23 protein-coding genes are annotated in these 26,501 nt (G+C 73.9%); 12 read left to right on the top strand and 11 right to left on the bottom strand.

Annotated elements, in window-relative coordinates; genetic code table 11:
* The first annotated feature begins 42 nt into the window (after positions 1–42).
* Positions 43–1,521 carry a ribosome biogenesis GTPase Der gene (gene der / locus GL259_RS09825; protein ID WP_159531187.1) on the top strand — a complete coding sequence of 493 codons (1,479 nt, stop codon included), beginning with the start codon at positions 43–45 and terminating at the stop codon, positions 1,519–1,521.
* 65 nt (positions 1,522–1,586) lie between these two features.
* On the opposite strand, the gene GL259_RS09820 is transcribed toward der, so the two are convergent.
* Together GL259_RS09820 and GL259_RS09815 are read right to left on the bottom strand one after the other, a co-directional pair.
* Entirely contained in the window at positions 1,587–2,006 is a 420-nt protein-coding gene (locus GL259_RS09820; RefSeq protein ID WP_159531186.1) for a hypothetical protein, read from the bottom strand.
* Between the two features lie 68 nt (positions 2,007–2,074).
* Positions 2,075–2,857, bottom strand: coding sequence for a hypothetical protein (locus GL259_RS09815; protein WP_159531184.1), 783 nt, complete (start codon positions 2,855–2,857; stop codon positions 2,075–2,077).
* Positions 2,858–3,396: 539 nt separating this feature from the next.
* Here GL259_RS09815 and GL259_RS09810 point away from each other — a divergent pair.
* A complete protein-coding gene (locus tag GL259_RS09810) occupies positions 3,397–4,029 on the top strand; it encodes a transglycosylase family protein (protein WP_159531182.1) in 633 nt (210 codons plus the stop codon).
* Between the two features lie 70 nt (positions 4,030–4,099).
* On the opposite strand, the gene GL259_RS09805 is transcribed toward GL259_RS09810, so the two are convergent.
* Genes GL259_RS09805 through GL259_RS09795 form a run of 3 tightly spaced genes read right to left on the bottom strand, consistent with a single transcriptional unit; the run spans position 4,100 to position 8,041 of the window.
* A complete protein-coding gene (locus tag GL259_RS09805; protein WP_159531180.1) occupies positions 4,100–4,765 on the bottom strand; it encodes an ATP-binding cassette domain-containing protein in 666 nt (221 codons plus the stop codon).
* Complete coding sequence (locus GL259_RS09800) at positions 4,762–7,551, bottom strand: ATP-binding cassette domain-containing protein (RefSeq protein WP_159531178.1); 2,790 nt, start codon at positions 7,549–7,551, stop codon at positions 4,762–4,764. Before GL259_RS09800 ends, GL259_RS09805 begins: the two co-directional genes overlap by 4 nt.
* A 10-nt stretch (positions 7,552–7,561) precedes the next feature.
* On the bottom strand, positions 7,562–8,041 hold the full coding sequence (locus GL259_RS09795) for a hypothetical protein (RefSeq protein WP_159538501.1): 480 nt from the start codon (positions 8,039–8,041) through the stop codon (positions 7,562–7,564).
* Positions 8,042–8,206: 165 nt separating this feature from the next.
* Between GL259_RS09795 and GL259_RS09790 the strand changes: the two genes are divergently transcribed.
* Together GL259_RS09790 and GL259_RS09785 are read left to right on the top strand one after the other, a co-directional pair.
* Positions 8,207–8,773: a hypothetical protein gene (locus GL259_RS09790; RefSeq protein ID WP_159531176.1), complete on the top strand. Its 567-nt coding sequence runs from the start codon at positions 8,207–8,209 to the stop codon at positions 8,771–8,773.
* Positions 8,742–10,040, top strand: coding sequence for an ABC transporter substrate-binding protein (locus GL259_RS09785; protein WP_159531174.1), 1,299 nt, complete (start codon positions 8,742–8,744; stop codon positions 10,038–10,040). The genes GL259_RS09790 and GL259_RS09785 overlap by 32 nt, the downstream gene beginning before the upstream one ends.
* 95 nt (positions 10,041–10,135) lie before the next feature.
* Here the strand turns inward: GL259_RS09785 and ctaD are convergent, their stop codons facing one another.
* Complete coding sequence (gene ctaD, locus GL259_RS09780) at positions 10,136–11,824, bottom strand: cytochrome c oxidase subunit I (RefSeq protein WP_159531172.1); 1,689 nt, start codon at positions 11,822–11,824, stop codon at positions 10,136–10,138.
* Positions 11,825–12,246: 422 nt separating this feature from the next.
* Between ctaD and GL259_RS09775 the strand changes: the two genes are divergently transcribed.
* Positions 12,247–12,462, top strand: a complete 216-nt coding sequence (locus GL259_RS09775; RefSeq protein ID WP_159531170.1) for an I78 family peptidase inhibitor — start codon at positions 12,247–12,249, stop codon at positions 12,460–12,462.
* A gap of 73 nt (positions 12,463–12,535) precedes the next feature.
* Here the strand turns inward: GL259_RS09775 and GL259_RS09770 are convergent, their stop codons facing one another.
* Both GL259_RS09770 and GL259_RS09765 read right to left on the bottom strand, forming a co-directional pair.
* Positions 12,536–13,546: a phosphatase PAP2 family protein gene (locus GL259_RS09770; RefSeq protein ID WP_159531168.1), complete on the bottom strand. Its 1,011-nt coding sequence runs from the start codon at positions 13,544–13,546 to the stop codon at positions 12,536–12,538.
* Between the two features lie 247 nt (positions 13,547–13,793).
* A complete protein-coding gene (locus tag GL259_RS09765; protein WP_159531166.1) occupies positions 13,794–15,071 on the bottom strand; it encodes a glycosyltransferase family 39 protein in 1,278 nt (425 codons plus the stop codon).
* A 263-nt stretch (positions 15,072–15,334) separates the two neighbouring features.
* Between GL259_RS09765 and GL259_RS09760 the strand changes: the two genes are divergently transcribed.
* Complete coding sequence (locus tag GL259_RS09760) at positions 15,335–16,945, top strand: MFS transporter (RefSeq protein WP_159531164.1); 1,611 nt, start codon at positions 15,335–15,337, stop codon at positions 16,943–16,945.
* Positions 16,946–17,047: 102 nt separating this feature from the next.
* The gene (locus tag GL259_RS09755) at positions 17,048–18,238 is read left to right on the top strand and encodes an acyl-CoA dehydrogenase family protein (RefSeq protein WP_159531162.1); all 1,191 of its coding nucleotides are present in this window, start codon (positions 17,048–17,050) and stop codon (positions 18,236–18,238) included.
* Between the two features lie 51 nt (positions 18,239–18,289).
* On the opposite strand, the gene GL259_RS09750 is transcribed toward GL259_RS09755, so the two are convergent.
* Positions 18,290–18,727 (bottom strand): cell division protein SepF, encoded by a 438-nt coding sequence (locus GL259_RS09750; RefSeq protein ID WP_159531160.1) that lies wholly within the window; start codon positions 18,725–18,727, stop codon positions 18,290–18,292.
* Between the two features lie 291 nt (positions 18,728–19,018).
* On the opposite strand from GL259_RS09750, the gene GL259_RS09745 reads away from it, so the two are divergent.
* The 4 genes from GL259_RS09745 (at position 19,019) to GL259_RS09730 (ending at position 24,273) form a co-directional block, all read left to right on the top strand.
* Positions 19,019–20,185, top strand: coding sequence for a DUF5685 family protein (locus GL259_RS09745; protein ID WP_159531158.1), 1,167 nt, complete (start codon positions 19,019–19,021; stop codon positions 20,183–20,185).
* 321 nt (positions 20,186–20,506) lie between these two features.
* On the top strand, positions 20,507–21,412 hold the full coding sequence (locus GL259_RS09740) for a S1 family peptidase (RefSeq protein ID WP_159531156.1): 906 nt from the start codon (positions 20,507–20,509) through the stop codon (positions 21,410–21,412).
* 530 nt (positions 21,413–21,942) lie between these two features.
* The gene (locus tag GL259_RS09735; RefSeq protein ID WP_159531154.1) at positions 21,943–23,025 is read left to right on the top strand and encodes a S1 family peptidase; all 1,083 of its coding nucleotides are present in this window, start codon (positions 21,943–21,945) and stop codon (positions 23,023–23,025) included.
* Positions 23,026–23,415: 390 nt separating this feature from the next.
* Positions 23,416–24,273 carry an alpha/beta fold hydrolase gene (locus GL259_RS09730; RefSeq protein WP_159531152.1) on the top strand — a complete coding sequence of 286 codons (858 nt, stop codon included), beginning with the start codon at positions 23,416–23,418 and terminating at the stop codon, positions 24,271–24,273.
* Between the two features lie 71 nt (positions 24,274–24,344).
* Here GL259_RS09730 and GL259_RS09725 read toward each other — a convergent pair whose 3' ends face one another.
* Both GL259_RS09725 and GL259_RS39305 read right to left on the bottom strand, forming a co-directional pair.
* Positions 24,345–25,388, bottom strand: coding sequence for a lytic polysaccharide monooxygenase (locus tag GL259_RS09725; protein WP_159531150.1), 1,044 nt, complete (start codon positions 25,386–25,388; stop codon positions 24,345–24,347).
* A gap of 220 nt (positions 25,389–25,608) precedes the next feature.
* The gene (locus GL259_RS39305; protein ID WP_159531148.1) at positions 25,609–25,743 is read right to left on the bottom strand and encodes a hypothetical protein; all 135 of its coding nucleotides are present in this window, start codon (positions 25,741–25,743) and stop codon (positions 25,609–25,611) included.
* Positions 25,744–25,881: 138 nt separating this feature from the next.
* On the opposite strand from GL259_RS39305, the gene GL259_RS09715 reads away from it, so the two are divergent.
* A complete protein-coding gene (locus tag GL259_RS09715) occupies positions 25,882–26,499 on the top strand; it encodes a class I SAM-dependent methyltransferase (protein ID WP_159531146.1) in 618 nt (205 codons plus the stop codon).
* Positions 26,500–26,501 lie beyond the last annotated feature (2 nt).

Raw genomic sequence — 26,501 nt, 5'->3', positions numbered from 1 at the left:
CGTTCCACCGATCACCACGATGAACGACGAGGTACGGACTTCATGAACGACCACAGCCAGCCCGACGGCTCGGCCGAGCACGAGCACGATCACGGGGCGCTCGGCGAAGCCGAGTTCGCGGAGTTCATGGAGCTCGCCGCGGAGGAGGGCTTCGACCTCGAGGACGTCGAGGGCGCCATCGAGGCCGCCGGACACGGTCCGCTGCCCGTGCTCGCCGTCGTCGGCCGCCCCAACGTCGGCAAGTCCACCCTGGTGAACCGGATCATCGGCCGCCGCGAGGCCGTCGTCGAGGACAAGCCGGGCGTCACCCGCGACCGCGTCACCTACGAGGCCGAGTGGGCGGGCCGCCGCTTCAAGGTCGTCGACACCGGCGGCTGGGAGCAGGACGTCCTCGGCATCGACGCCTCCGTGGCCGCGCAGGCCGAGTACGCGATCGAGGCCGCCGACGCGGTCGTCTTCGTCGTCGACGCCAAGGTCGGCGCGACCGACACCGACGAGGCCGTGGTCCGGCTGCTGCGCAAGGCCGGCAAGCCGGTCGTGCTGTGCGCCAACAAGGTGGACGGCCCGAGCGGCGAGGCCGACGCGGCCTACCTGTGGTCCCTGGGCCTGGGCGAGCCGTACCCGGTCTCCGCCCTGCACGGCCGCGGCACCGGCGACATGCTGGACCAGGTCCTGGAGGTGCTGCCGGAGGCCCCGGCGCAGACCTTCGGCACCGCCGTCGGCGGCCCGCGCCGGGTCGCCCTGATCGGCCGCCCGAACGTCGGCAAGTCCTCGCTGCTGAACAAGGTCGCGGGCGAGGAGCGGGTCGTCGTCAACGAACTGGCCGGCACCACCCGCGACCCGGTCGACGAGATGATCGAACTGGGCGGCAAGACCTGGAAGTTCGTCGACACGGCGGGCATCCGCAAGCGCGTCCACCTCCAGCAGGGCGCCGACTACTACGCCTCGCTGCGCACCGCCGCCGCCGTCGAGAAGGCCGAGGTGGCCGTCGTCCTGATCGACGCCGCCGAGTCCATCTCGGTGCAGGACCAGCGCATCGTCACCATGGCCGTCGAGGCGGGCCGCGCGCTCGTCCTGGCGTACAACAAGTGGGACACCCTCGACGAGGAGCGCCGCTACTACCTGGAGCGGGAGATCGAGACCGAGCTCGGTCAGGTGGCGTGGGCGCCCCGGGTGAACGTCTCGGCGCGCACCGGCCGGCACATGGAGAAGCTGGTGCCGGCCATCGAGACGGCGCTGGAGGGCTGGGAGACCCGGGTCCCGACCGGCCGGCTGAACGCCTTCCTCGGCGAGCTGGTCGCCGCCCACCCGCACCCCGTGCGGGGCGGCAAGCAGCCGCGCATCCTGTTCGGCACCCAGGCGGGCACCAAGCCGCCGCGGTTCGTGCTGTTCGCCTCCGGCTTCATCGAGGCGGGCTACCGGCGCTTCATCGAGCGCCGGCTGCGCGAGGAGTTCGGCTTCGAGGGGACGCCGATCCACATCTCGGTGCGGGTGCGCGAGAAGCGCGGCAAGAAGAAGTAGCCGAGGACACGGCGAAGGGGCGGCCCCGCTCGGGGGCCGCCCCTTCGCCGTGTCCTCGTGCCCGATCAGGCGCCTCTGCGCGGAGCCGGCGGCAGCCCGGCCGGTACGTGCCGCATCCCGGTGGCGTGCCGGCCGACCGTGCCGACGCGCTCCCACTGCGGCTGCTGTCCGGTGCCCTGGTGGGTGCCGCCGGCCCCCGCGCCGTGGGCGTCGTGCGAACCGCTCCCGAGGGAGCCGGTGAGCGGTCCCGGGAGGTGGCCGCCGTACGCGCCCGTACGGCGCGGGATGTTCCCGAAGGCGGTGAAGCCCAGTTCCTCCTCGCCGCTGCGGTCGCCCGGCAGCGCGCGGAAGGACTTGACGTACTCGGTGTAGAGGGCGTCGTAGATCGGCGTGGCCGAGAGGCCGCTCCGGGAGCCCTGAGCCGGGCGCCCGGGGGCGGGAACCGAGGCGAGGGACTGGCGGCGGGGAACGTCGTATGCGTGCACGTATGTCCAAACGACCCCGTGACGCAAGGGATGCGGCCCCTGTCCGGCTTTCGTCGGTTGTGTGCCGGTCAGATGCCGGCGAGCGGCAGCGCCGCGGCGACCAGCTTCCCGTCCGCGGCGGCCTTGTCCAGCGCGTCGCGCAGCAGGTCCTCGCGCGGCTGGCGGCCGATCGAGCCGACCGGGGCCGCGAACATCAGCACCTGCTGGTGCCTGCCCGCGGCCGTCCGCCAGCCCTCGGTGACCTGGAGCGGCTGGTGCGCCTGCCACCAGGCCACCGGCCGGCCGCCGTTCGGGTCCGGCTGGAGCACGGCGTGCAGCTGTCCCGCGGCGAGCAGCACCGACCAGCCGTGCAGCACCGTCGGCACCGCCGACAGCTCGGTCAGCGGCATGAAGCCCTGCTCGATGAGCAGCGGCAGGAAGTCGTCGCCCGCGCCGAGCGATCCGGGGCGCGCGACCGGCGCGGTCGGCTCCACGACCAGCGCCGGGTGCAGTTCCCCGCCGATCAGGACCAGTCCGCTGGTCACGCCGAGCACGGCCTGCTCGGGCGCGACCCTCTCCGGTCCCGTGGCCGGGGTGTCGCCGCCGATGGCCCGCACGGCGCCCTGCAACTGCTCCTCGGTGACCTGGACGACCTGCGAGGGCAGGCAGGTGGCGTGGGCGAAGGCGAGGACGGCGGTCTCGTCCCCGACGAACAGAACGGTGCTGGTGCGCTCCTGCTCCGGGTCGCCCGGGGTGCGGCAGGAGGTGCAGTCGTAACCGCCCGGGGCGGAATCCCCGGCGAGCAGGCGGTCGGCTTCTTCGTCGCCGATCTCGGCGCGTACCTCGTCGCTGACGTCGAGCATGCGCGGCACGGGTGGCTCCCTCGGGATGCGGTGCGTGGCGAGGCCGGGTGGCTCCCGGCCCGTGGTCCGGGCGGGTCCCCGGCTCATGCAGAAGACAACGGAGGACCTGTGGCGGGAGTCACGCCCCGGGGCGAACGGAATCGAACCATCCGACGCGCACGGTCACGCCCGGTCCGGAATCAGGCACTCACCGTCAACTGCCCGCGGCGTCAATGCCGTTGGCGAGGTGAGGTGACTCACAGTCCATCGGGTGCGCCGGTCGACAAATCCGGAAATCAGCGAATGAAGTGGGTGTCCGGAAATCGACGATACCGGCGGTAATGGCGAACTGGCCTGGTGCGACGGGGAATTGGTTGAACCGCACGCCGCGGGCTCTCTACATTCCTCCGCCGTGTGCAACGAGCACCGCTCGGGTACGTCCGCCGACCGCACCCGGCACCACCACCGCACGACCCGAAGGCGGACGGGGCGAGCGCGGCCCCCGCGCCCCGTGGCGCGCGGAGCGGCGTTCCGCCTCGGGGACCCCGAGTCGTCCGGAAGGGACCTACATGTCCGCATGTGCCGATAACACCCGCGCCACCGCCCGGAAGACCCGTACGGCGGCCGTCCTGGCCGGCGCGGCCCTGCTCGCGCCCCTCGGACTGCTGACCGCCACCGGTCACGCCGCGGCGGCGGACGACGGGGTGTGGGACCGCATCGCGCAGTGCGAGAGCGGCGGCGACTGGCACATCAACACCGGCAACGGCTATTACGGCGGACTCCAGTTCTCCGCCTCCACCTGGCGCGCCTACGGCGGCGCGGCCTACGCGCCGACGGCCGACCGGGCCACCAGGTCCCAGCAGATCGCCGTCGCGGCGAAGGTCCAGCGGGCCCAGGGGTGGGGCGCCTGGCCGACCTGCTCGGCCCGCGCGGGGGCGTCCGGGAGCGCACCCGCCGCGGACCCGGTGACCGCGGCGGAAGCCCCGGCGAAGCCGTCGAAGCCGGCGAAGGCGCCGGCGCGTTCGACCGGGCACGTGGACCGGGACGGGTCCCGCGGCGGCCACACCGTGCGCGCGGGCGACACGCTCAGCGGCATCGCGGCCCGGTACGGCACCACCTGGCAGCACCTGTACGCCCTCAACCGGAGCGCCGTCGGGGCCGACCCCGACGTGATCGTGCCCGGGCTGCGCCTCGACCTCTGAGCCGCCCCGTCGCCCGGGACACGGGCCCCGTCCGGCGGGCCGGCCGGACGGGGCCGGGGCGTTCCTGGGCTCACGGGTGTCCCGGGGAGCCACCGGGACGGTCGAGTTCGCCCGCCTCCCCGGCGAACACCACCGCGCCCCGCCGCAGTTCGTACACGACGGCGGGGCGGCCGCGCAGAGCGGGCGGCAGCCGCTGCTCGGCGACGACCACGCACGCGTCGAGCGCGGCCAGCAGCGCGTACGTACGGGCCGCGACCGGGGGCGACATGCCCTGGACCGGCTCGTCGACGAGTACGACCCGCGCGCGTGCCGCCAGTGCCCGGGACACGGCCAGCATGCGCTGCTCACCGCCGGAGAGGGTGCCGGCGCGGCGGTCCAGCAGCGGCCGCAGCCAGGGGTAGGCGTCGAGCGCGGCGGCCGGGTCCGGGGAGGCGAGGGCGAGGTTCTCGCGCACGGTGAGCGAGCCGAACACGGCCTGCCGCTCCGGCACCATGCACAGGCCGCGCCGGGCCCGCTCGTACGCCGGCACGCCGGTCACGTCCACGCCGTCCCACACCACCGACCCGCCGGACAGCGGCACGGTGCCGGCCAGCGCGCGCAGGACGGTCGTCCGTCCGGAGCCGTTGCGGCCCAGCAGCACGGTGAGGCCGGGGCCCGGGGCGGCGAGCGTGACCCCGTGCAGGGCCTCCAGGGGGCCGTAGCGCACACGCGCGCGGCGCAGGCGGACGACGGTCACGGGCCGACCGCCTCCCCGTGGGCGTCGAGGACCTGACCGGGCGGTCCGGAGGCGACGATCCGGCCGGCCGCCATGACGTGCACGACGTCGGCGAGGCCGGCGACCAGGTCGAGGTCGTGCTCGACGACCAGGAGCGCCGTGCCGTCGGCGGCCAGGGCCCTCAGGACCCGGGCCAGCGCGGCGACCTCGGCGGTGTCGAGACCGGCGGCGGGTTCGTCGAGCAGCAGTACGCGCGGACCGGAGGCGAGGGCCCGGGCGAGTTCCACGCGGCGCAGCGTCCCGGTGGGCAGCCCGGCGGCGGGCAGCGCCCGTACCGGCCCGTCGAGCCCGAGCAGCCGCAGGGTCCGCTCCACCGCGCCGGCGTCGCGCGCCCGGCCCTGCTCGGCGCCGACGCGCACGTTCTCCGCGACGGTCAGCGTCGGGAAGACCGCCAGCTGCTGGAAGGTCCGTGCGACACCGAGCCGGGTGCGGGCGTGCGCGGGCATCCGCGTGACGTCCCGCGCCCCGAACCGGACCGTTCCCCGCACGGGCCGCACCGTCCCCGCCAGACAGTGGAACAGCGTGCTCTTGCCGGCCCCGTTGGGTCCGACGATCGCGGTCACCCGCCCGGCCGGAAGCTCGAGATCCACACCGTCCAGCGCGGTGAACCCGCCGTAACGGACGTGCAGGGCACGGGCCCCGAGGGCCGGGAGGGGCGGGGAGGGAGAGGGGACCACCTCGACGGCCCCCGCGGCCCGGTGGTCCGGGGGTGCTTCGGCGGGCGGCCGGTCGTCGGCGTCACCGGGCCGCGGGGGACCGGCGGCGCGAGGGCGGGCGGAGGGCGCGCCGTCCCCCGCGCGCGGGGCCGCGGGGGAGCCCGGTGCGCCCGCCCGCGCACCGGCTCCCGCCGCCGTCGCTCCCGCCGCCACCGGGACGGGCGCCGGCCCGGGTGCCGGCCCGCGCAGCCGGCGGCGCACCCGGGCGCCCCGCGGGGACAGCTCCGGTGCGCCGCCCGGCCGCAGCCGCCCCGCCGCCGCACGCAGCGCCTCGTACGGGCCGCCCGGGAGGCGGCCCACCAGGACCGCCAGGACGCCGATCACGGCCGCCGCCACGCCCCCGCGCGCGCCGGCGTCCAGGCCGACCAGGAGTGCCGCGGCGAGCAGGGCGCCCAGAGCGCTGTCGGCGCCCAGGACCACGACCGCGGCGAACCACAGCAGGCCCCGCACGGGGTCGTACGCGCCGGGGTCGAAGGCGCGCAGCCCCATGCCGAGCATGCCGCCGCCGAGCGCGGCCAGGGCGGCGCCGCAGACGAAGGCCAGGAGCTTCAGCGACGGCACCCGCACGCCCGCCGCCCGCGCCCCGGACTCGTGGTCGCGCATCGCGGCCAGGGCGCGGCCCGTGCGGCCCCCGCGCAGCGCCCGGCTCGCCAGCAGCGCGCAGGCCAGCAGGACGAGTTCCAGGGCGTAGTACGCGCGGTCGCCGTCGAAGCCCGCCGGACGGCCCAGGGACAGGCCCGACGTGGCGTACGGCTGGTCGAAGACGAAGCGGCTCACCCCGACACCCACCGCGAACGTCGCCAGCGCCAGCGCGAGCCCGCGGCGGCCGATCGCCGGCCAGCCCGTCAGCACGCCCAGCGGAGCGACCAGGACGACCGCCACCGCGAGCGCGGCCAGCTCCGGCAGGCGGGGGAGGCCGGGGAAGCGGCCGGCCGCGAGGAGGGCCGTGAACAGGGCGCCCAGGCCCGCGTACGCCGCCTGCCCCAGGGAGATCTGGCCGCCCCGGCCGGTGACCACCACCAGGGACAGCAGCACCACTGAGAGCGCCGGCACCTGCACCGCCGTGTGCAGATCCCGCCCGGCGAAGCCCAGCGGCAGCAGGAACAGCACCCCGGCCACGATCCAGGCGCCCGGCGGGGCCGGCATCCGCGCGGTGGCCGTGCGCGGGAGCGCGTCGCGCGTGCCGACACCGGGCAGCGCCAGGGCGGCGACCAGCAGGGCCACGACGAACAGGTTGGCGCCGAGCGCCTGGAGCAGCGGCTCGCCCCACCCGGACGGGTGCAGCCGGGTCAGCTGGCTCTGGGCCACCCCGACGCCCAGCGCGACGGCCACCGCCACCGTCAGGACGCGCATCCGCGCGGCGACCGCGACCGCCACCACCTCCACCACGAGCAGCGGCAGCCCGTACGGGTCCAGCCGCACGTACGGCGCCAGCAGCACGCCCGTGAGCCCCGCCGTGAACGAGCCGAAGGCCCAGCCCGCCGCCGCCACCCGGTCCGCGTCGATCCCGCCGAGCGCGGCCAGCCGCCGGTCGTCGACCACGGCCCGCAGCTCCCGCCCGAACCGCGTCCGGCGGATCACCGTCGCCACCGCCGCGCCCAGCACGGCCACCACCGCCAGCTGCCCCCAGGGATCCGCCGGCACCAGCACCGGCGCGTCGTCCCGTGCCCCCGGCCCCCACAGCAGCGCCGCGCCGCCCACCAGCAGCACGAACACCCCGATGGACGCCACCAGCGTCTGCGCCGGGTCGCCGCCGAGCACCGACAGCGGCCGGAAGACGAACCGCTCCAGCACCACCCCCAGCCCCGGGGCCACCACCAGCAGCGTCAGCGCGGCCGCCCACCACAGCGGCCAGCCCCACTCGACCACGCAGTTCCGCAGCACGTACGCGCACACCATCGCGATCGCCCCGTGCGCGAAGTTGAGCACCCCGGTGGCCCGGTACGTCACGATCAGGCCGATCCCGGAGAGCGCCGCGGCGGCGCCCACCGACAGCCCGGCCAGCGCGAGGTCGTACGTCAGGGAGGACATCGGCGGGGCCTCAGCCGTCGGCGGGTCCGGCGGGTTCGCAGAGCGGGCAGGGCCTCAGCCCGCCGTCCGTCACCAGCTTCGCGTCCACCGGAACCGCCTCCGCCTTCCCCTCGACCAGCGGGCAGTCCGCGCGGTGCCACAGCGTCCCGCCCGGCACCCTCAGCATCTCCCCGCTGACCGCGACCGGCGCGCCGGCCGCCGGCCCGGGCCCGTCCGGGCCGGCCGGCTCCGCCGCCACCAGCAGGCCGTACAGCTCCTCCACGCGCGTGGCCGCGACCGCGCCCCGGCCGTGGGCGAGCAGCACCGCCCCGGCGACGATCAGCGCGGCGCCGGGGACCGTGCAGGAGGCCAGGTAGGGCAGCTGCCGTTCGGCGTACCGCTCGCCCGAGACGCCATACCAGCCGACGACGCACAGCACGGCTCCCGCGGCGAGCGCGGCCCAGCCGGCCCACAGGACGGGGTGGGCGGTCCGCAGTCGGGCTGTGCGCATCATGGCTCCCCACATCGGGTGTCCGTGCCGTCGGGTGTCCGTGCCGTCGCCCGCGCCCGTGCGCCGGCGTGCGACGCGGCCCGTGGCTTGCACTATGCCTCCTGGCAACCGACCCTGAAAGCACCGGGCGCCGACGGCCCGGACCGACACCCGGTGGTGAGCCAGATGGTTCTCGGCAGCGACCTCAGGCGGGGGAACGCGAGGGCGCGGGGCCCACGGGCGGCGGGACGGGGCACGGCGGTCGCGGCCGCCCTGCTGCTGTTCCTCTCCCCGGCCCTCGCGGCGTGCGGTGACGGCGGCGGTGGCGACGGCCCGCCCCCCTCGCCGACGGGGAACCGGACGACGAGCGCACCGGCCGACGCGCCCGCGGACCGGGCGGCGGCCGAGCAGGAGATCAGGCAGAACTGGGAGAAGTTCTTCGATCCCGGGACGTCCCTGGAGGAGAAGAAGAACCTCCTGCAGAACGGCGACCTGCTGGGCCCCGTGCTCGAGGCGTTCAGCGGTGACGAGCGCGTCGGACAGGTCCGGGCGGAGGTCACCGGGATCACGTTCGTCTCACCGACCGAGGCGGACGTGACGTTCGCCCTGTCCCTCCGGGGAGCCACCGTCCTGCCGGACGCCTCCGGCACGGCCGTCGAACAGGACGGCACCTGGAAGGTGTCCGCCAAGTCCCTGTGCGCGCTGGTGGAACTGAGCGGCGATGGCTCGCCCCCGGCCCTCCCGGGTTGCTGAGGCCCTGGCCGCGGCCGCGCTGCTCGTCCTGACCGCCGCCTGCGGCAGCCGCCTGCCCGAGAGCGCCTTCGAGCGCGACGACCGCGCGTCCGCGCCCGCCCGGGGCACCGGGGAGCCGATCCGGGTGGGCGTCATCGCCAGCGCCACCAGCCCGGTCGGCGGCGGCGTCTTCACCGGGCCGCGCGACGGCGCCAGGGCCTACTTCGACCGGCTCAACGCGCGCGGGGGCATCGACGGCCGGCGGGTCGAGGTGCGCCTGTGCGACGACGGCGGCAGCGGCGCCGGCAACAACGAGTGCGTGCACCGGCTGATCGACGAGGAGGAGGTCGTCGCCCTCGTGGCCACCACCGCCCTGGACTACGCGGGCGCCTCCCGCGTCTCCCGCGCGGGCGTGCCCGACGTCGGCGGCCAGCCCATCGGCGCCGCCTACGACACCTACCCGCACCTGTACGGCATCTACGGCAGCGAGGCCCCCCGCGACGGCACGCCCGGCTGGGACGGCAAGCTGTACGGCGGCACCGAGGTCTACCGCTACTTCAAGCGCGAGCACGGCGCCCGCACGGCCGCCGTCGTCTCCTACAACCAGTCCGCGTCCGCCGCCTACGCCCGCCTCGTCGAGCGGGGCCTGAGGGCCGAGGGCTACCGGGTCGTCACCGAACGGGTCGACTTCGCGCTGCCCAACTTCCGCGCGGTGGCCGCCGACCTGAAGGAGCAGGGCGCCGACCTCGTCTTCGACGCCGTCGACGGCCACGGCAACGCCCGTCTGTGCGAGGCCATGGACGACGTCGGCGCCCGGGTCACCGCCAAGGTCACCAACGTGCAGAACTGGACGTCCACCGTCGCCGAGGACTACGAGGACGCCCCGCGCTGCCGCAACGCCCTGTGGGCCACCGGCTCCAGCCGCAACTTCGAGGACACCGGCCACGAGGCCGTACGGGAGTTCCGGGACGCCACCGGGGACCTGAGGACGCACTCCCAGTGGCAGCTGGAGGGGTGGGCCGCCGCACGCTGGTTCGCCGACGCGGCCACGGCCTGCTCCCCGACGGGCATCACGCGCGCGTGCGTCGACGGCCACGTCGGCCGCGCCGACGGCTACACGGCGGGCGGCCTGCTGCTCCCCGTCGGGTTCCGGGCGTCCCCCGAGCCCCCGGCCACCGGCAGGGCCTGCCTGTCGGTGGCCCGCTGGCGGGACGGCGAGGGCTGGGTCACCCAGGGCGACATGAACCGGAACTGCTTCGACGTGCCGCGGCTGGCCTACGAACCCTGACCGGCCGCGGACCGCGGCCGACGCCGCGGTGGTGCGCCCGGTGGTGCCGGTTCCCGGGTCCGGGGTGCCGGGAGCGGCCGGACCGGTCGGCGCGGTCAGGACGGCTCGCGACCGGCCTGCTCGTTCCTGGGCTCGGGCTGGGGCGTCACGGCCGCGTACTCCGGATGGTTCATGTCGAACGCCGGCGACTCCGAGCGGACCCGGGGCAGCGTCGTGAAGTTGTGCCGGGGCGGCGGGCACGAGGTCGCCCACTCCAGGGAGCGGCCGAAGCCCCAGGGGTCGTCGACCTCGACCTTCTCGCCGTAGCGGGCGGTCCTCCAGACGTTGTAGAGGAACGGCAGCGTGGAGATGCCGAGCAGGAACGCGCCGATCGTCGAGACGGTGTTGAGCGCGGTGAAGCCGTCCGCCGCCAGGTAGTCGGAGTAGCGGCGCGGCATGCCCTCGGCGCCCAGCCAGTGCTGCACCAGGAACGTGGTGTGGAAGCCGGTGAACAGAGTCCAGAACTGGATCTTGCCGAGCCGTTCGTCGAGCATCTTCCCGGTGAACTTCGGCCACCAGAAGTAGAACCCGGCGAAGGTCGCGAAGACGACGGTGCCGAAGACCACGTAGTGGAAGTGCCCGACCACGAAGTACGTGTCCGTCACGTGGAAGTCCAGCGGCGGCGACGCCAGGATCACCCCGGTCAGCCCGCCGAACAGGAACGACACCAGGAACCCGGTGGCCCACAGCATCGGCGTCTCGAACGACAGCGAGCCCTTGATCATGGTGCCGGTCCAGTTGAAGAACTTCACCCCCGTGGGCACCGCGATCAGGAAGCTCATGAAGGAGAAGAACGGCAGCAGCACCGCGCCGGTGGCGAACATGTGGTGGGCCCACACCACGACCGACAGCCCGGTGATGGCCATGGTGGCGCCGACCAGCGTCAGATAGCCGAACAGCGGCTTGCGGCTGAAGACCGGGATGATCTCCGTGATGATGCCGAAGAACGGCAGCGCGATGATGTACACCTCGGGATGCCCGAAGAACCAGAACAGGTGCTGCCACAGGACCGCCCCGCCGTTGCCCGCGTCGAAGACCTGCGCCCCGAACCGCCGGTCCGCCTCCAGCACCAGCAGCGCCGCCGCCAGCACCGGGAACGCCATCAGGATCAGGATCGACGTGAACAGCGTGTTCCAGGTGAACAGCGGCATCCGGAACATCGTCATCCCCGGGGCGCGCATCCCGACGATGGTGGCGATGAAGTTGACCGCGCCGAGGATCGTGCCGAACCCGGACAGGGCCAGCCCCATGATCCACAGGTCCGGGCCGAGGCCGGGCGAGTACTGCAGGCTGTTCAGCGGCGCGTAGGCGAACCAGCCGAAGGCCGCCGGGCCCCCGGTCACCAGCAGCGAGCCGAGCACGATCAGGCCGCCGAAGAGGAACAGCCAGTACGAGAACATGTTCAGCCGCGGGAAGGCCACGTCGGGCGCGCCGATCTGCAGCGGCATCAGCTCGTTGGCGAACCCCGCGAAGCTGGGGGTCGCGAACAGCAGCAGCATGATCGTGCCGTGCAGCGTGAACATCTGGTTGAACTGCTGGTTGTCGACGATCTGCAGTCCGGGCCGCGCCAGCTCGGCGCGCATCACCAGGGCCATCACGCCGGCGATCAGGAAGAACACGAACGACGTGATCAGGTACAGGTGGCCGATCTTCTTGTGGTCGGTGGTGGTCAGCCAGTCGATCACCACCCGCCCGCGCCGCTGCCGGTGCTCCGGTCGCGCCGCCGGTACGGTCTGCGTCCCCATCGCTCGCCCCTTCGCTCGTCGCGCGCCGGGCCCGCCCGAGCCCGCGCCACACGTACCCTCGGGCCCACGCCATGATGCTCGCCTCCGCGTGCGCTCCGACAGGGGGAGTGGCGGATCGTGTGACGGAACCGGGTGTTTTCCGTGCGCGTCGGCGTCCGTGGCGATGCGCGGCGGTGAAAGCGAACAGGGTCCCGGGATACGTCCTCCGAACTTTCCGCCGGGGTCAAACGCGGCCGTGGTGTGACACGCGGGAATTATGTTCGAATGCCTGCGGAAGGCGTACGGAATCGTCCGTCCGGGTGAGGGGAACCGGTGCAGACGCCTGTCGTGATCCTGTGACAGAAGTGTGACCGCCGGGGGATACGGTCCGGTGTTCCCGGTGCGGGCTTCCCCGCGCACGGGGCAGGGCATAGCGTGGCCGCATGGCACCCATTCCGACACCCTCCGCGGAACCCCACGACAGTCCGGACGCCTATGTCGGCCTCGCCGCCGACCGGGCCGAGCACCTCGCGCGCGAGCGCGGCTGGTCGACGGTGCGGGCGCTGCCGCCGGGGGCGATCATCACCATGGAGTACCGCGTGGGCCGGCTGAACCTCGAGGTGAAGGACGGCCGGGTGGCACGGGCCTGGAAGGGCTGAGACACGGCCCCGGCCCCGGTTCCGCGGGAGGAACCGGGGCCGGGGCGTGCGTACCGGGCGCTCGTGCCGTCCGTCAGGGGCGGGTCGCCGACGAGGTGCCGCGCGGGTGGCGCTCCGGGTGCTGCGGGCGGCGGCTGCCCCCCGGGGTGACCGGGGTGCGCTCCGCGCGGGTCGTGTGCGGGCCGGGCGCCAGGTAGACGTGGGAGCGGGTGGTCGCGCGGCCGGTGGGAACCGGTTCGGGGGCCGGGGTCTCCCCGAGGGCGGTGAGCGCCTCCGGCGCGACCGGCGTCCCGACCGGCCGCACCGCCGCCGGTGCCGTACGCCCGCGCCGCGCCCGCCAGCGGTCGCGCAGGGCGAAGATCCGGGTCTCGGTGCGGGCGATCAGCGGCTCGAACCAGGGGAGCGCGAGCAGGATCAGCAGGCCGGCGACCCAGCCCAGCAGCACGTCGCTCAGCCAGTGCGTGCCGATGTAGACGGTGGACAGCCCCACCCCGAGCGAGGTCACCGCGGACAGGGCGGACAGCCAGCGGCGCGCCCTCCCGGTGGAGGCCAGATAGGCCAGGATTCCCCAGGTCACCACGGCGTTCGCGGTGTGGCCGCTGGGAAATATATCGCCGCCGAGCCACATCTCGTTCGAGCCGATCTCGGTCGCGTAGTGCGGTCCGAGCCGTCCCATGCCGTACTTCGCGGCGCCGACGGTGACGTTCAGCAACAGCAGGGAGACGCCGAGGGCGAGCAGCGGGCGCAGCGTGTGCTGCCGCCAGGAACGCCAGCCCAGCCAGGCCGCGACCATCACGGCGGTCGGGCCGCGCTGGCCGAGCACCACGTAGTAGTCGACGAAGGCGTGGAGCTCGGGCCACTGCTGGTAGGGGCGGAAGAACATCACCTGCCAGTCCAGCCGGACCAGCCAGGAGGTGATCACCACGGCCCACACGATCGCCAGGTAGAAGGCCAGGGTGGCGCCGAAGAGCACCATCCGGTGCCGGCTCATCCGCGGCATGCCGATGTGAGCCGGTCGTTCCGGCTCACGATCCAGCCTCGCGAACACCCGGTCCAGACGGGTGGGCTTCCGTTTGGTACGCACCCAATCGACGTTACAGCGAGTGAGCGCAGATCCCCGCCGAATCAGCGGCTTTGTGATGACGATGTGATGTGGCATTCCTCTCAGGCGGGCGTTTATTTCCAGTGAATCCGTAATCCTCCGGGCGCTGCGGCCTTCAATTCCTTTGATCATTCGGGGTGACGGTTTTATAGCGCTTTTGAATTCGTTCACCGGGGCCTGGCGTGGAATTTTCCCGGTGCTCATCGGCCGTCCGGGCGGTCCGGGCGGGTCAGGGCGGGCCGGAGCCGTTCAGCCAGAAGGCGCCGTACACCGCCGAGACCACCGCGACCGACGCCACGACGAGCGCCGACCTGGGAGTACGCAGCCGGGCCAGGGCCAGGGCGAGGGGCAGCAGCAGGGGGAAGGCGGGCAGCAGCAGACGCGGCTTGGAGCCGAAGTAACCCGACGCGCACAGGGCGAGGGCGGTGACGGCCCCGGCGTACACCAGCAGCGGCAGCGGCTGGCGCTGCCGTACGCAGAGCACGTACAGCCACACCACCAGGCCCACCCCGAGCGTCAGCCCGAGCCCCGCGAGGGCGGACGGAAACGACGTGAACTTCTCGGCGACGAAGCGGGCGAAGGCGTACCCCCCGTCGAAACCGTTCCGCCATCCGGCCTGCACGTCGAGATATCCCAGCGGCCCGTTTCCGGTCCGGTGCCCGACCCACAGAACGTAACCGGCGGCGCCGAGGGGGGCGAGGAGCATGCCGAGGACCCGGCGCGTGCGGCCGCCGGGGACGGCGCCGCCGACGGCGACCGGGGCGCTCGACGAGGCGCGTGCGCCGTCCGGTGTCGCGGCGCGCCGGAGTTCGGTGCCGTCAGGGGCGCCCGGCCCGGTGCGCGCGCCGTGCGGCGCGGGCGTGCTGCGATCCCGCACGAACGAGACGGTCCCCGCCGCCCAGACCGCCGCCGCCACCGCCAGTCCCACCGGCCGGGTCAGCCCGGCCAGGCTCGCCAGGACGCCCGCCGTCACCCAGCGGCCCGTCAGCACGGCGTACAGCGACCACGCGGCGAGCGCGGTGAACAGGGACTCGCTGTACGCCATCGACTGCACGATCCCGACCGGCAGCACCGCCCACAGCAGCACCGCGCACACCCCGGCCCGCGGCCCGTGCACGTGGTCGGCCACCGCGAAGATCCCCCAGGCCGCGGCGAGCGAGGCGAGCACGGCGACGACGAAGCCCCCGTCGGCGTACGACAGCGGGGACACCGCCGCCACGAGCCGTTCCAGCCAGGGGAGCAGGGGGAAGAACGCCAGGTTGGAGTGGACGTCGCCGTTCGGGAGCCGCACCTCGTAGCCGTACCCGAGTCCGGCCACCCGCGTGTACCAGAGCGCGTCCCAGCGGGCGGTCAGCAAGGTGTACGCGTCCTTGCCGCGCGCCGCGCTCCACAGGGCCAGGACGGCCAGGCCCAGGGCACGCACGGCCGCGTACCCGAGGAGCGCCGGGGCGGCCCGGCGCAGCGCTCCGGGGCGGGCGGGCGCGGCGCGCGTGTCGAGGTCGGTCACGGGCTCGATTATCGACCGGGCTCCGCGCCGGGCCGCCCGGCGGGCGGCGCGGGTCCGGGAGGGAAGTGGCGCACGCCACACCGATCCGGCGCACGGGTGAGAGGTCCGCCACTCGACCTCGGCACGCACTCGCGTACGCTGACGTGTCACTCGCCGTCCGATGCGCGGGCCGGAGACCACCGCTCCTCTCCGGCCGAGTCGCGGGGGGAGTCCCCCACCCCGTGAGCCCGCCGGCGGCGAGGGAACATCTGGGAGGTACGCACATGTCCGGGACGACCACGGCCTCCGCCGCACCGCGCGGTCGGACGGCCGGGGCCGGTGCCAACCGCTGGGTGGTGCTCGTCGTCCTCTGCGTCAGCCTGCTGCTGGTCGCCGTCGACGCCACCGTGCTGCACGTGGCGGTGCCCGCCGTCACCGAGGACCTCAGGCCCGGCGCGGTGGAACTGCTCTGGATCGTCGACGCCTACCCGCTGGTCTGCGCCTCGCTGCTGATCCTGTTCGGCACGCTGGGCGACCGGATCGGCCGCAGACGCGTGCTCCTGCTCGGCTACGCCCTGTTCGGCGTCGCCTCCGGCGCGGCGGCCTTCGCGGACAGCCCGCAGGTGCTGATCGCGGCGCGGGCGCTGCTCGGCGTCGGCGGCGCGATGATCATGCCCGCGACGCTGTCGATCCTGCGCCAGGTCTTCCCCGACCGGCGCGAACGGGCGCTGGCCATCGGCGTCTGGAGCGCGGTCGCCGCGGTGGGCGCGGCGGTCGGGCCGCTGCTCGGCGGGTTCCTGCTGGAACACTTCCGGTGGGGTTCGGTCTTCCTGGTCAACATCCCGTTGATGCTGGTCAGCCTGCCGGTGGGGCGGATCCTGCTGCCGGAGTCGAAGGGCGACGGCGACGGTCCCTGGGACGTGGCCGGCGCGCTGCTGGCCGCCGCCGGACTGTTCGCGACGGTCCTCGGCGTGAAGCGGCTCGGCGGCGGCGAACCCGTCACCGGCGTGTGGACCGTCCTGCCGTTGCTCCTGGGCACGGCCCTGCTGGTCGCCTTCGTGCGCCGGCAGCGGCGCCGGGCGCACCCGCTGGTCGACCTGCGGATGTTCGCGCGGCCGGCGTTCAGCACGTCGGTGGGGTGCATCGTGCTGGCGATGCTCGCCCTGGTCGGGCTCGAGCTCATCGCCGCGCAGTACCTGCAGCTCGTGCTGGGGCTCTCCCCGCTCGAGACCGGACTGCGCCTGCTGCCGCTGACCTTCGCGGCGATGGCGGCGGGCCTCGCGGGCGCGCGGATGCTGCGCCGGTTCGGCCCGCGCCGCATGGTCTGCTCCGGCTTCTGCCTGACGGCCGCCGCGGTGGTCTCCCTGACCGCGATGGGCGGCGAGGACAACGGCCCGCTGCTGCTCACCGGCTTCGTCCTGCTGGGCTTCGGCCTGGAGACCACCCTGTTCGGGGCGTACGAGTCGATGCTGAGCGAGGCGCCGCCGCAGCAGGCCGGCGGGGCGGCGGCGATCGGCGAGACCTCCTACCAGCTGGGCGCCGGGATAGGCATCGCGCTCCTCGGCAGCGTGATGAACGCGGCCTACGCGCCCGGCGTCAGCGGTGTGCCCGGGGTGCCCTCGGCGGCGTCCTCGGCGGCGTCGCACTCGCTGGGCGAGGCGTACGGGGTGGCCGACCGGCTCGGCGGACCCGCCGGTGACGCCCTGCGCCATGCGGCACGCCACGCCTTCGTGCACGGGCTGCACGTGACCCTGCTGGTGAGCGCGGGCCTGCTGCTGCTCGGTGCCGCGATGGCGCTCAGGCTGCCGCGGGTGATGCAGTGCGAGACGGCCGCCGTGGAGATGCCCGCGCCCCGGGAGGCCGCGGAGGCCCGCGTCTCCGGGCTGAAGGTGTGAGCCGCGGCCGCCGGGCGGGGGTGGACGTGCGGGGGACCGCGTCGTAACGTCGCCCCGAGCCGTGACTGGCAGCGCTAGTTAAATCCTCCCGGAGGGTGTCCCATGTCCGCGTCCTCGAAGCCGCCCCCCTTCGACCCCGCCGACCCCCTCGGCCTGGACGACCTGCTGGAGCCGGAGGACCTGGCCGTCCGGGACACCGTGCGCGCCTGGGCCGCCGACCGCGTGCTGCCGTACGTCGCCGACTGGTACGAGAAGGGCGAGCTGCCCGGCATCCGGGAGCTGGCCCGGGAGCTCGGCGGGATCGGCGCGCTCGGCATGTCCCTGGAGGGCTACGGCTGCGCGGGCGCGAGCGCCGTCCAGTACGGGCTCGCCTGTCTGGAGCTGGAGGCGGCCGACTCCGGGATCCGGTCCCTGGTCTCCGTGCAGGGGTCCCTCGCGATGTACGCCGTCCACCGGTTCGGCAGCGAGGAGCAGAAGCAGCGGTGGCTGCCGCGGATGGCCTCCGGCGAGGTCATCGGCTGCTTCGGGCTCACCGAACCCGACCACGGCTCCGACCCCGGCTCGATGCGCACGTACGCCAAGCGCGACGGCGGCGACTGGGTGCTGAGCGGGCGCAAGATGTGGATCACCAACGGCTCCGTGGCCGGGGTCGCCGTGGTGTGGGCGCGCACCGACGAGGGGATCCGCGGCTTCGTCGTGCCGACCGACAGCGCCGGCTTCTCGGCGCCCGAGATCAGGCACAAGTGGTCGCTGCGCGCCTCCGTCACCAGCGAGCTGGTCCTCGACGACGTACGGCTGCCCGCCGACGCCGTCCTGCCCGGGGTGACCGGGCTCAAGGGGCCGCTCAGCTGTCTCTCGCACGCCCGGTACGGGATCGTCTGGGGTGCCATGGGCGCGGCGCGCAGCTGTTTCGAGGCCGCCGTCGACTACGCGAGGACGCGGGAGCAGTTCGGGCGGCCCATCGGGGGGTTCCAGCTGACGCAGGCCAAACTCGCCGACATGGCGGTCGAACTGCACAAGGGGATTCTGCTCGCCCACCATCTGGGGCGGCGCATGGACGCCGGCCGCCTGCGTCCCGAGCAGGTCAGCTTCGGCAAGCTCAACAACGTCCGCGAGGCCATCGACATCTGCCGTACGGCCCGCACGATTCTCGGTGCCAACGGGATCTCGCTCGAGTACCCGGTGATGCGGCACGCGACCAACCTGGAATCGGTGCTCACCTACGAGGGCACCGTCGAGATGCACCAGCTCGTGCTGGGCAAGGCGCTCACCGGAATCGACGCGTTCCGGTAGTTCCGGCCGACCGGGACCTCACGGGAGGCAGGGCCGGTGAGCGGCCCTGCCTCAGCTCTGGTTGAAGAAACCGTCCGACCGGTGCGCGGCCGGCTCCCCGCTGACGACCTCGGTGTCGGCCGGGCTCAGCAGGAACACCCGGTTGGACACCCGCTCGATGGAACCGCGCAGGCCGAAGATCAGGCCCGCCGCGAAGTCGACGACGCGCTTGGCGTCGGCGGCGTCCATGGCGGTGAGGTTCATGATGACGGGAACCCCCTCGCGGAACAGCTCGCCGATGGCGCGGGCGTCCCGGAAGCTGTCCGGGGTGACCGTGCCGATGCGGCGGCCCCTCTCCTCGGCGACGTCCGCGGCCACCTTGACCCGCGGATCGGTGACCCAGGCCTCCCCGGGCTCGGTCCCGTCGGAGTAGTCGTCGTCGTAGTAACGCTCGTCTTCGTTGTCGTCGACGAGGCCCAGCCAGGCGCTCGCCTTGCGTACCGATCCCATGGACGCCTCCTCTCACAGCGGTCTTTCTTGCTTTCCGCATCCCTATGGTCGTCCATGATGCGGATGGTGCGCCAAGTGGATAGACGCCGCGCGGGGGGTTTGTGACGGTACTGGTGCACAGCTGATCCGTCGAGAGTCCGTATTTCCCAAGGGTCTTGACACAAACGGCTGCTGACTGTGAGTGAAATATGATTCTTCGCCGCGTACGGGTGACGGACGGTGCGTACGGGTGAACACGCCGGCCGATACGATGCGCCCGCTCAACGTCGCACAACCGTACGGGGGAACATCGTGTTCGGAATGGTCAGGCCCTGCAGGCACCGGCTCGGTGAGGGACTCACGGCCCAGTGGACGGCGCACCTGTGCGGGCTGTGCCTCGCGCTGCGCGGGGACCACGGGCAGTTCGCGCGCATCGTCACCAACTACGACGGGCTCCTCGTCTCCGTCCTGACGGAGGCTCAGGCCGGCCGCACCGGCGCGGGGCGGCGCACCGCGGGGCCGTGCCCGCTGCGCGGGATGCGCACCGCGTCCGTCGCGCACGGTGAGGGGGCGCGGCTCGCGGCGGCCGTCTCCCTCGTCCTCGCCTCCGCCAAGCTGCGCGACCACGTCGCCGACGGGGACGGGCTGCTGGCGCGCAGGCCGGTGGCGCTCGCCGCGCGCCGGGTCGCCGCAGGCTGGGACCGGGCCGGGGCGCGGACCGGTTCGGACGTCGGGTTCGACACCGCCGTCCTCGTCGACGCCGTGGACCGGCAGACCGGTATCGAGACCCTCGCCGGACCCGGCACCCCCCTCCTCACCGTCACCGAACCGACCGAGACCGCGACCGCGGCGGCCTTCGCGCACACCGCGGTGCTCGCCGGCCGGCCGCACAACGCCGCGCCGCTCGCCGAGGCGGGACGCCTCTTCGGGCGCCTCGCGCACCTCCTGGACGCCGTGGAGGACAGGGAGGCCGACGCCGCGTCGGGCGCCTGGAACCCGCTCACCGCCACCGGCACCCCGCTGGAGGAGGCCCGCCGGCTCGCCGACGACGCGGTGCACGGCATCCGGCTCGCGCTGCGCGAGGTGGAGTTCGCCGACGGGGGCCTCGCACACCGCTTGCTCGTCCATGAACTGCCCAACTCCGTCCGTCGCGCCTTCGGTACCGTCTCCTGTGCCCACGGCGCCGGTCCCTACGCGCCTCCCGGTACACCCGGCGGCCCCGGCGCCCCACTGCCCCCGCAGCCGCCGCGCCGCGACCGGCGCGGGCTGCTCGCGGGCTGTGCCGTGTGGCTGGGACTGGCCTGCACGTGCCAGCTGTGCTGCGGGACCTACGAGGACCCCTGGAGCCGGGAGCGCAAGGAGGGGCCCTGCGCCAACTGCGACTGCAGCGGGTGCGGTGACTGCTGCAACTGCTGCAGCTGCTGCGGTGAGGACGGCTGCTGCGACGGCTGCGACTGCGGCTGCGACTGCGGCTGCTGAGCGGGGGCGGTGCGCGGGAAGCCCGGGCACCGCCTATCCGGAGGGTCAAATTCCGGACATCGTGAGGCGTGTTCGACCGGCCGTTGCGCGGGCGTGACCACGGATGACGGAGTTCCGCGCACGGACCAAATCTCATAGATGGTTCAAAGGTTGACGGCCAAAAGGCACCCTTGCGCCGAACGGTCGGTCGGCCGAATACTCGCCCACAGCGCTTGTCAGGGGCACGACGTGTTCGGAATCCGGACGCCCGGTCCCCCGACTGCGCCTCACGGGCCCACAACCCCACGAGGGCCCCCTACTTCCTTTGTGGAGGAACGAGAAGTGAGGATCAAGCGCACCACCCCCCGGAGCGGCATCTCGAGACGGACCCGGCTGATCGCCGTTTCCACCGGCCTCGTGGCTGCCGCCGCGATCGTGGTCCCCAGCGCGAACGCGGCCGACACTCCCGCCACCTTCAGCTCCGCCGAGCTCAAGAGCGCCAGCGGCTCCGTGCTGAAGGCCGACGTCCCGGGCACCGCCTGGGCCGTCGACAGCAAGACCAACCGGGTCGTCGTCACCGTCGACAGCACGGTGTCCCAGGCCGAGATCGCCGAGATCAAGCAGCAGGCCGGGTCCGACGCGGACGCGCTGACGATCAAGCGCACCCCGGGCAAGTTCACCAGGCTCATCCAGGGCGGTGACGCCATCTACTCGAGCAGCGGCCGCTGCTCCCTGGGCTTCAACGTCCGCTCCAGCAGCGGCGTCGACTACTTCCTGACCGCCGGTCACTGCACCGAGGGTGCGGGCACCTGGTACGGCAACTCCAGCCGCACCACGGTGCTCGGCTCGACCGCCGGCACCAGCTTCCCGGGCAACGACTACGGCATCGTCCGGTACACCGGGTCCGTCAGCCGGCCCGGCACCGCGAACGGCGTGGACATCACCCGGGCGGCCACCCCGAGCGTGGGCACCACCGTCATCCGCGACGGCTCCACCACGGGCACGCACAGCGGCCGGGTCACCGCCCTCAACGCGACCGTGAACTACGGTGGCGGCGACATCGTCTCCGGCCTCATCCAGACCACGGTCTGCGCCGAGCCCGGCGACTCCGGCGGCCCGCTCTACGGCAGCAACGGCACCGCGTACGGTCTGACCTCCGGCGGCAGCGGCAACTGCTCCTCCGGCGGCACGACCTTCTTCCAGCCGGTGACGGAGGCCCTGAGCGCCTACGGCGTCAACCTCACCTAGGAACGGGCACCGGGACCGGCCGGCACCACCGGTCCCGCGCCCCGTCCGCAGCCGGCAGCACGACGAGCCCCCGCACGCAAGCGCCGTGCGGGGGCTCGCCCGTGCCCGGAGCGCGGTCACCGGTCCCCTCGTCCGGTCCGGTGGGCCGCCGCGCCTCCCGGAACGGGTCCGGCGGCCGGTGCGGGAGCAACTCCCCTCCCTGGCGCACCGTGTGGATCCGGATCCCGGAGGGGCGAATTCAAGCCAGGGGCGGGCCCCGTGGACCGCACTGTCGGTTACCCGGTCGTAACGTTTGCAGTGCGAACCGCCCCGCGTGCCCATGATCTGTCAGGACATAGGGGGCGCGCGGTTGTTGTCGTGCACGCGTCCTGAAGTCGACCTTGTGTGCCCCTTGTGGGGTTCGGAAGAGTGGGCGCCGTTCAACCGGCACGGGCGCGGCTTTTCTCGTGTGCCGCCCTCGTGGCCGTACGCCTTCCGGTTCGTGAGGTCCCCACAACCTCCCGGGCCGTCCCCCCACAGGAGGACGTGAGTTGAAGCACCGACGCATACCCAGGCGGCGTGCAGCCGTGGCGGGTGCGGGCATCGCCGCACTGGTCGCCGCTGGAGTCACCTTCCAGACTGCGAACGCCAGCGAGACCCCGGAGGACTCCGGGCCCCGGACCCTCTCGATCGGAGCGGCCGGAAAGCTCGCCTCGACGCTCATCGAGGACCTCGGCGCCGACGCGGCGGGAACGTACTACGACGCGAAGAGCAAGAGCCTCGTGGTGAACGTGCTCGACGAGGCCGCCGCCGAGACCGCCGAGTCGGCCGGCGCCCGGGCGAGAGTGGTGGCGAACTCCCTCGCCGAGCTGAAGAGCGCGCGCACCGCCCTCGAGCAGGACGCCGCCGTCCCGGGCACCTCCTGGGTGACCGACCCGACCACCAACAAGGTCGTCGTCACCGCGGACCGCACCGTCTCGAAGGCCGAGTGGGCCAAGCTGGAGAAGGTCGTCGGCGAACTCGGCTCCACCGCCGAACTCCAGCGCACCAAGGGTGAGTTCAAGCCCTTCATCGCCGGCGGCGACACCATCACCGGGAACGGCGGGCGCTGCTCGCTCGGCTTCAACGTGACCAAGGGCGGCGAACCGCACTTCCTCACCGCCGGGCACTGCACCGAGGGCATCTCGACCTGGTCGGACTCCTCGGGCGGCGTGATCGGCGAGAACGCGGCGTCCAGCTTCCCGGGCGACGACTACGGCCTGGTCAAGTACACGGCCGAGGTGGACCGCCCGAGCGAGGTGAACCTCTACGACGGCTCCGCGCAGGCGATCTCCGGCGCGGCCGAGGCCACCGTCGGCATGCAGGTCACCCGCAGCGGCTCCACGACCCAGGTGCACTCCGGCACGGTCACCGGTCTGGACGCCACCGTGAACTACGGCAACGGCGACATCGTCAACGGCCTGATCCAGACCGACGTCTGCGCCGAGCCCGGCGACAGCGGCGGCTCGCTCTTCTCGGGCGACAAGGCGGTCGGCCTCACCTCCGGCGGCAGCGGCGACTGCACCTCGGGCGGCACGACCTTCTTCCAGCCGGTGACGGAGGCCCTCTCGGCGACCGGCACGCGGATCGGCTGAGCATTTCCTTCCCGCGAAGTCCCGCCCCGCGCGCGAGGGGCGGGACTTCCGCGTTGTGCGGGCGGGATCCCCGGTGCCGCCGGTGAACTCGCCCGGTGCGGGAGGCGGCCTCGGAGGCCGTGGGCGCGCGGGGCGTGTTCGGGGAGGCGGGGGCGCGCGGGCTGCCGGAGACGCCGCCGCGCATCGCCCCGAGAGGGCCGTACGGCCCGCCTGGTGACCCTCTGCCGGTTCCGGGCGGACCGCCGCCGGCCGGCGGCGGAAGTTTTACCGACGCGTAACTTCCCAGCTTCCCTACTCGTCCGTAACTTGACGAGTGAACAGCAGCCTCGTGATCCGGATCACAGGGAGCAAGGCCCCCCACCTCCCCATGAACCGCAAGGAGATCACCCGATGCTGCCCTGGAAGCGAGTGATCAGACCGCTGGCCGCACTCCTGCTGGCCGCCGCTGCCGTCACCGTCCCCACCGGCGCCCACGCCTCCGGCGCGCCCGGCAGGGGCTGGAACGACTACTCCTGCAAGCCCTCCGCCGCCCACCCCCGCCCCGTCGTCCTGGTGCACGGCACCTTCGGCAACTCGGTCGACAACTGGCTCGGTCTCGCGCCCTACCTCGGGCACCGCGGCTACTGCGTCTTCTCCCTCGACTACGGACAGCTGCCCGGCGTCCCCTTCTTCCACGGCCTCGGCCCCGTCGAGGAGTCCGCGGAGCAGCTCGACGCCTTCGTCGACCGGGTGCTCGCCGCGACCGGCGCCGCCGAAGCCGATCTCGTCGGCCACTCGCAGGGCGGCATGATGCCCCGCCACTACCTCAGGTTCCTCGGCGGAGCGGACGAGGTGAACGCCCTCGTCGGGATCGCGCCCAGCAACCACGGCACCACGCTCGGCGGCCTCACCCGCCTGCTGCCGTACTTCCCGGGCGCCGAGGACCTGCTGAACGAGGCCACCCCCGCCCTCGCCGACCAGATCGCCGGCTCCGACTTCCTCACCAGGCTCAACGAGGGCGGCGACACCGTGCCCGGGGTCCGCTACACCGTCATCGCCACGAAGTACGACGAGGTGCTCACCCCGTACCGCAGCCAGTACCTGGACGGACCGGACGTGCGCAACGTCCTGCTCCAGGACCTGTGCCCGCTCGACCTGTCCGAGCACCTGGCCGTCGGGCTGTTCGACCGGATCGCCTTCCACGAGGTGGCCAACGCCCTCGACCCGGCCCGCGCCACGCCCACCACCTGCGCCTCGGTGTTCGACTGACACGTGCAGGTCGCGGCGGACGCCGCGGGGCCCTGTCCGGCCTGAGCCGCCGGACAGGGCCCCGCGCCGGTTCAGCGGCCGTGCCGCCCGCCCGCCGTGCGCCGCCGGGCGGAGGCGAACAGCGCCGCCGAGCCCAGCGCCAGCGCCGCGGCCCCGCCGACCATCAGGTACGGGGTGTTGCCGTCGCCACCGGTCTCCGCGAGGTCCGCCGAGCCGCCGGCCGCCTTAGGCCGGTTGGCGGTGCCGTCGCCGGAGGCGTCCGGAGCGGTGTCGTCCCGCGCCGCGACGGGCGCCGCCGAGGTGTCCGGGTCGTCGTCGCCGTGCCCGTGGTTCTCGACGGTCGACTTCTCGGCGCCGGCCTCGATCTGCTCCTCGGACGGGGCGGAGGCGGCCGGCGCCGGGGCGGCCTCCTCCTCGGGCGTGTCACCGCCGCCGGCCTCGCCCTCGCCGCCCGCCGCGTCCTCGCCGCCGGTCGCGTTTCCGCCGCCGAACGCGACGTCCGAGCAGGAGTAGAACGCCTCCGGGCTGTCCGAGCGCTGCCAGACCGCGTACAGCAGCTGCCTGCCGGAGCGCTCGGGGAGGGTGCCGGTGAAGGTGTAGAAGCCGCCCGAGGCGGCCGGGTCGGTGGCCGTCGCCACCGGGTTCGCCAGATCCAGGTCGCCCCAGGCCAGCGGCTTCGCCGGGTCGTAACCGGGCTTGGTGATGTACACCTTGAAGGTGCCCTTGTGCGGGGCGGTCACACGGTACTTGAAGGTGTACGACCCGCTGCTCACGCTCGTCGCGGGCCAGTCCGCGCGGGCCAGGTCGAGCCCCTTGAACTGCTCGTTGTTCGCGCTGCACAGCTTGCCGTCGGGGATGAGCTCCTGGTGGCGTCCGCGCGCGTCACCGATGCGGATGCCGTTCCAGTCGTAGAGCGCCTGGGTCCCGCCGGCCGCGACCGCCGCCTTGCACGCCGCCGACTTCGGGCTCTCCGGGTCCTCGGCGTAGCACTGGGAGACCCGGCTGACCGGGTCGCCCATCGAACCGTGCGCGGACGCCGGTGCGGCGGACAGCCCGGTGAGGGCGAGCGGAACGAGACCGGCGACGGCGACAGCGGCTTTGCGGTGTGCGGGCATGGGGCGGCAACTCCTCGACAGCGATCACTTGACTCGGGGGAATCCCGTGGGGGTGCCACAGAAGCTAGCCCCGGAGAACCGTGAAATCGCCCGGCGGAGGCCGTGGAGGGAGATCCTTATGGTCGCGTTAAGGGAGTGCTCAGGCTGGGATCAGGTACGTGCCGTGCGCGGCGGGACGGACGGGCTTCGCGGCCCCTCGCGGCCGGCGCGGCCGGCCTGCTCAGCCGTCGGGCCACCAGGTGCGGGCGATGTCCCGGCGGACCTCCGGACGTCCCGCGGGGCGCTCGTCGGGCTCGTCGCGGACCCGGCGGGCGTCCGCCTTCTTCAGGGGCTTCTGCACGGTGACACGGCGCATGGCTGCCTCCTTCGGGGTCCACCGGGTTCCGTGTTCTCACAGAGGCAGACCCTTCGGGGGAGAGTTCCTCATCGGTCCCGGTGTGTCTGTGGCCGCTGTCACGAATCGATTGTCAGTGGCGGGTGTCACCCTGGGGCCATGAGCGAGCACCGTGACCGGGCGGGCACGGACGGCGTCGACTGGGACGCGCGGGCCGCCGCCTTCGACGACGAGCCGGACCACGGACTGCGCGACCCGGACGTGCGCGCCGCCTGGGCCGAGCGGCTGCGCGCCTGGCTGCCCGGACGGGCGGGCGACGTCCTCGACCTCGGCTGCGGCACCGGCAGCCTGTCGCTCCTCGCGGCCGCCCAGGGACACCGGGTCACCGGGGTGGACCGGTCCCCGGCCATGGTGGCGCTGGCCCGGGAGAAGCTCGCCGGGCGCGACGCGGTGTTCCTGGTCGGTGACGCGACGGCGCCGCCGGTCGGCGGGCGGCGCTACGACGCCGTCCTGGTCCGGCACGTCCTGTGGACGCTGCCCGAACCGGCCCGGGCCCTGCGGCACTGGCGGGAGCTGCTGCGCCCGGGAGGCCGGCTGGTGCTGGTCGAGGGGGTGTGGGGGACGGTGAGCCCGGTCGGCATACCGGCGGACCGGCTCACCGCCCTGCTCGCCCCGCTCGCCGGGCGGGTGCGCGTGGAGCGGCTGTCGCGGGAGACGGCGCTGTGGGGCCGGGAGGTCGACGACGAGCGGTACGCGGTGGTCGCGGTGCCGGACTGAGC

Source organism: Streptomyces sp. Tu 3180 (assembly GCF_009852415.1).
Taxonomy (GTDB): Bacteria; Actinomycetota; Actinomycetes; order Streptomycetales; family Streptomycetaceae; genus Streptomyces.
The sequence above is the reverse complement of the archived record's forward strand: the minus strand, read 5'-3'. Positions and strand labels throughout refer to the sequence as shown.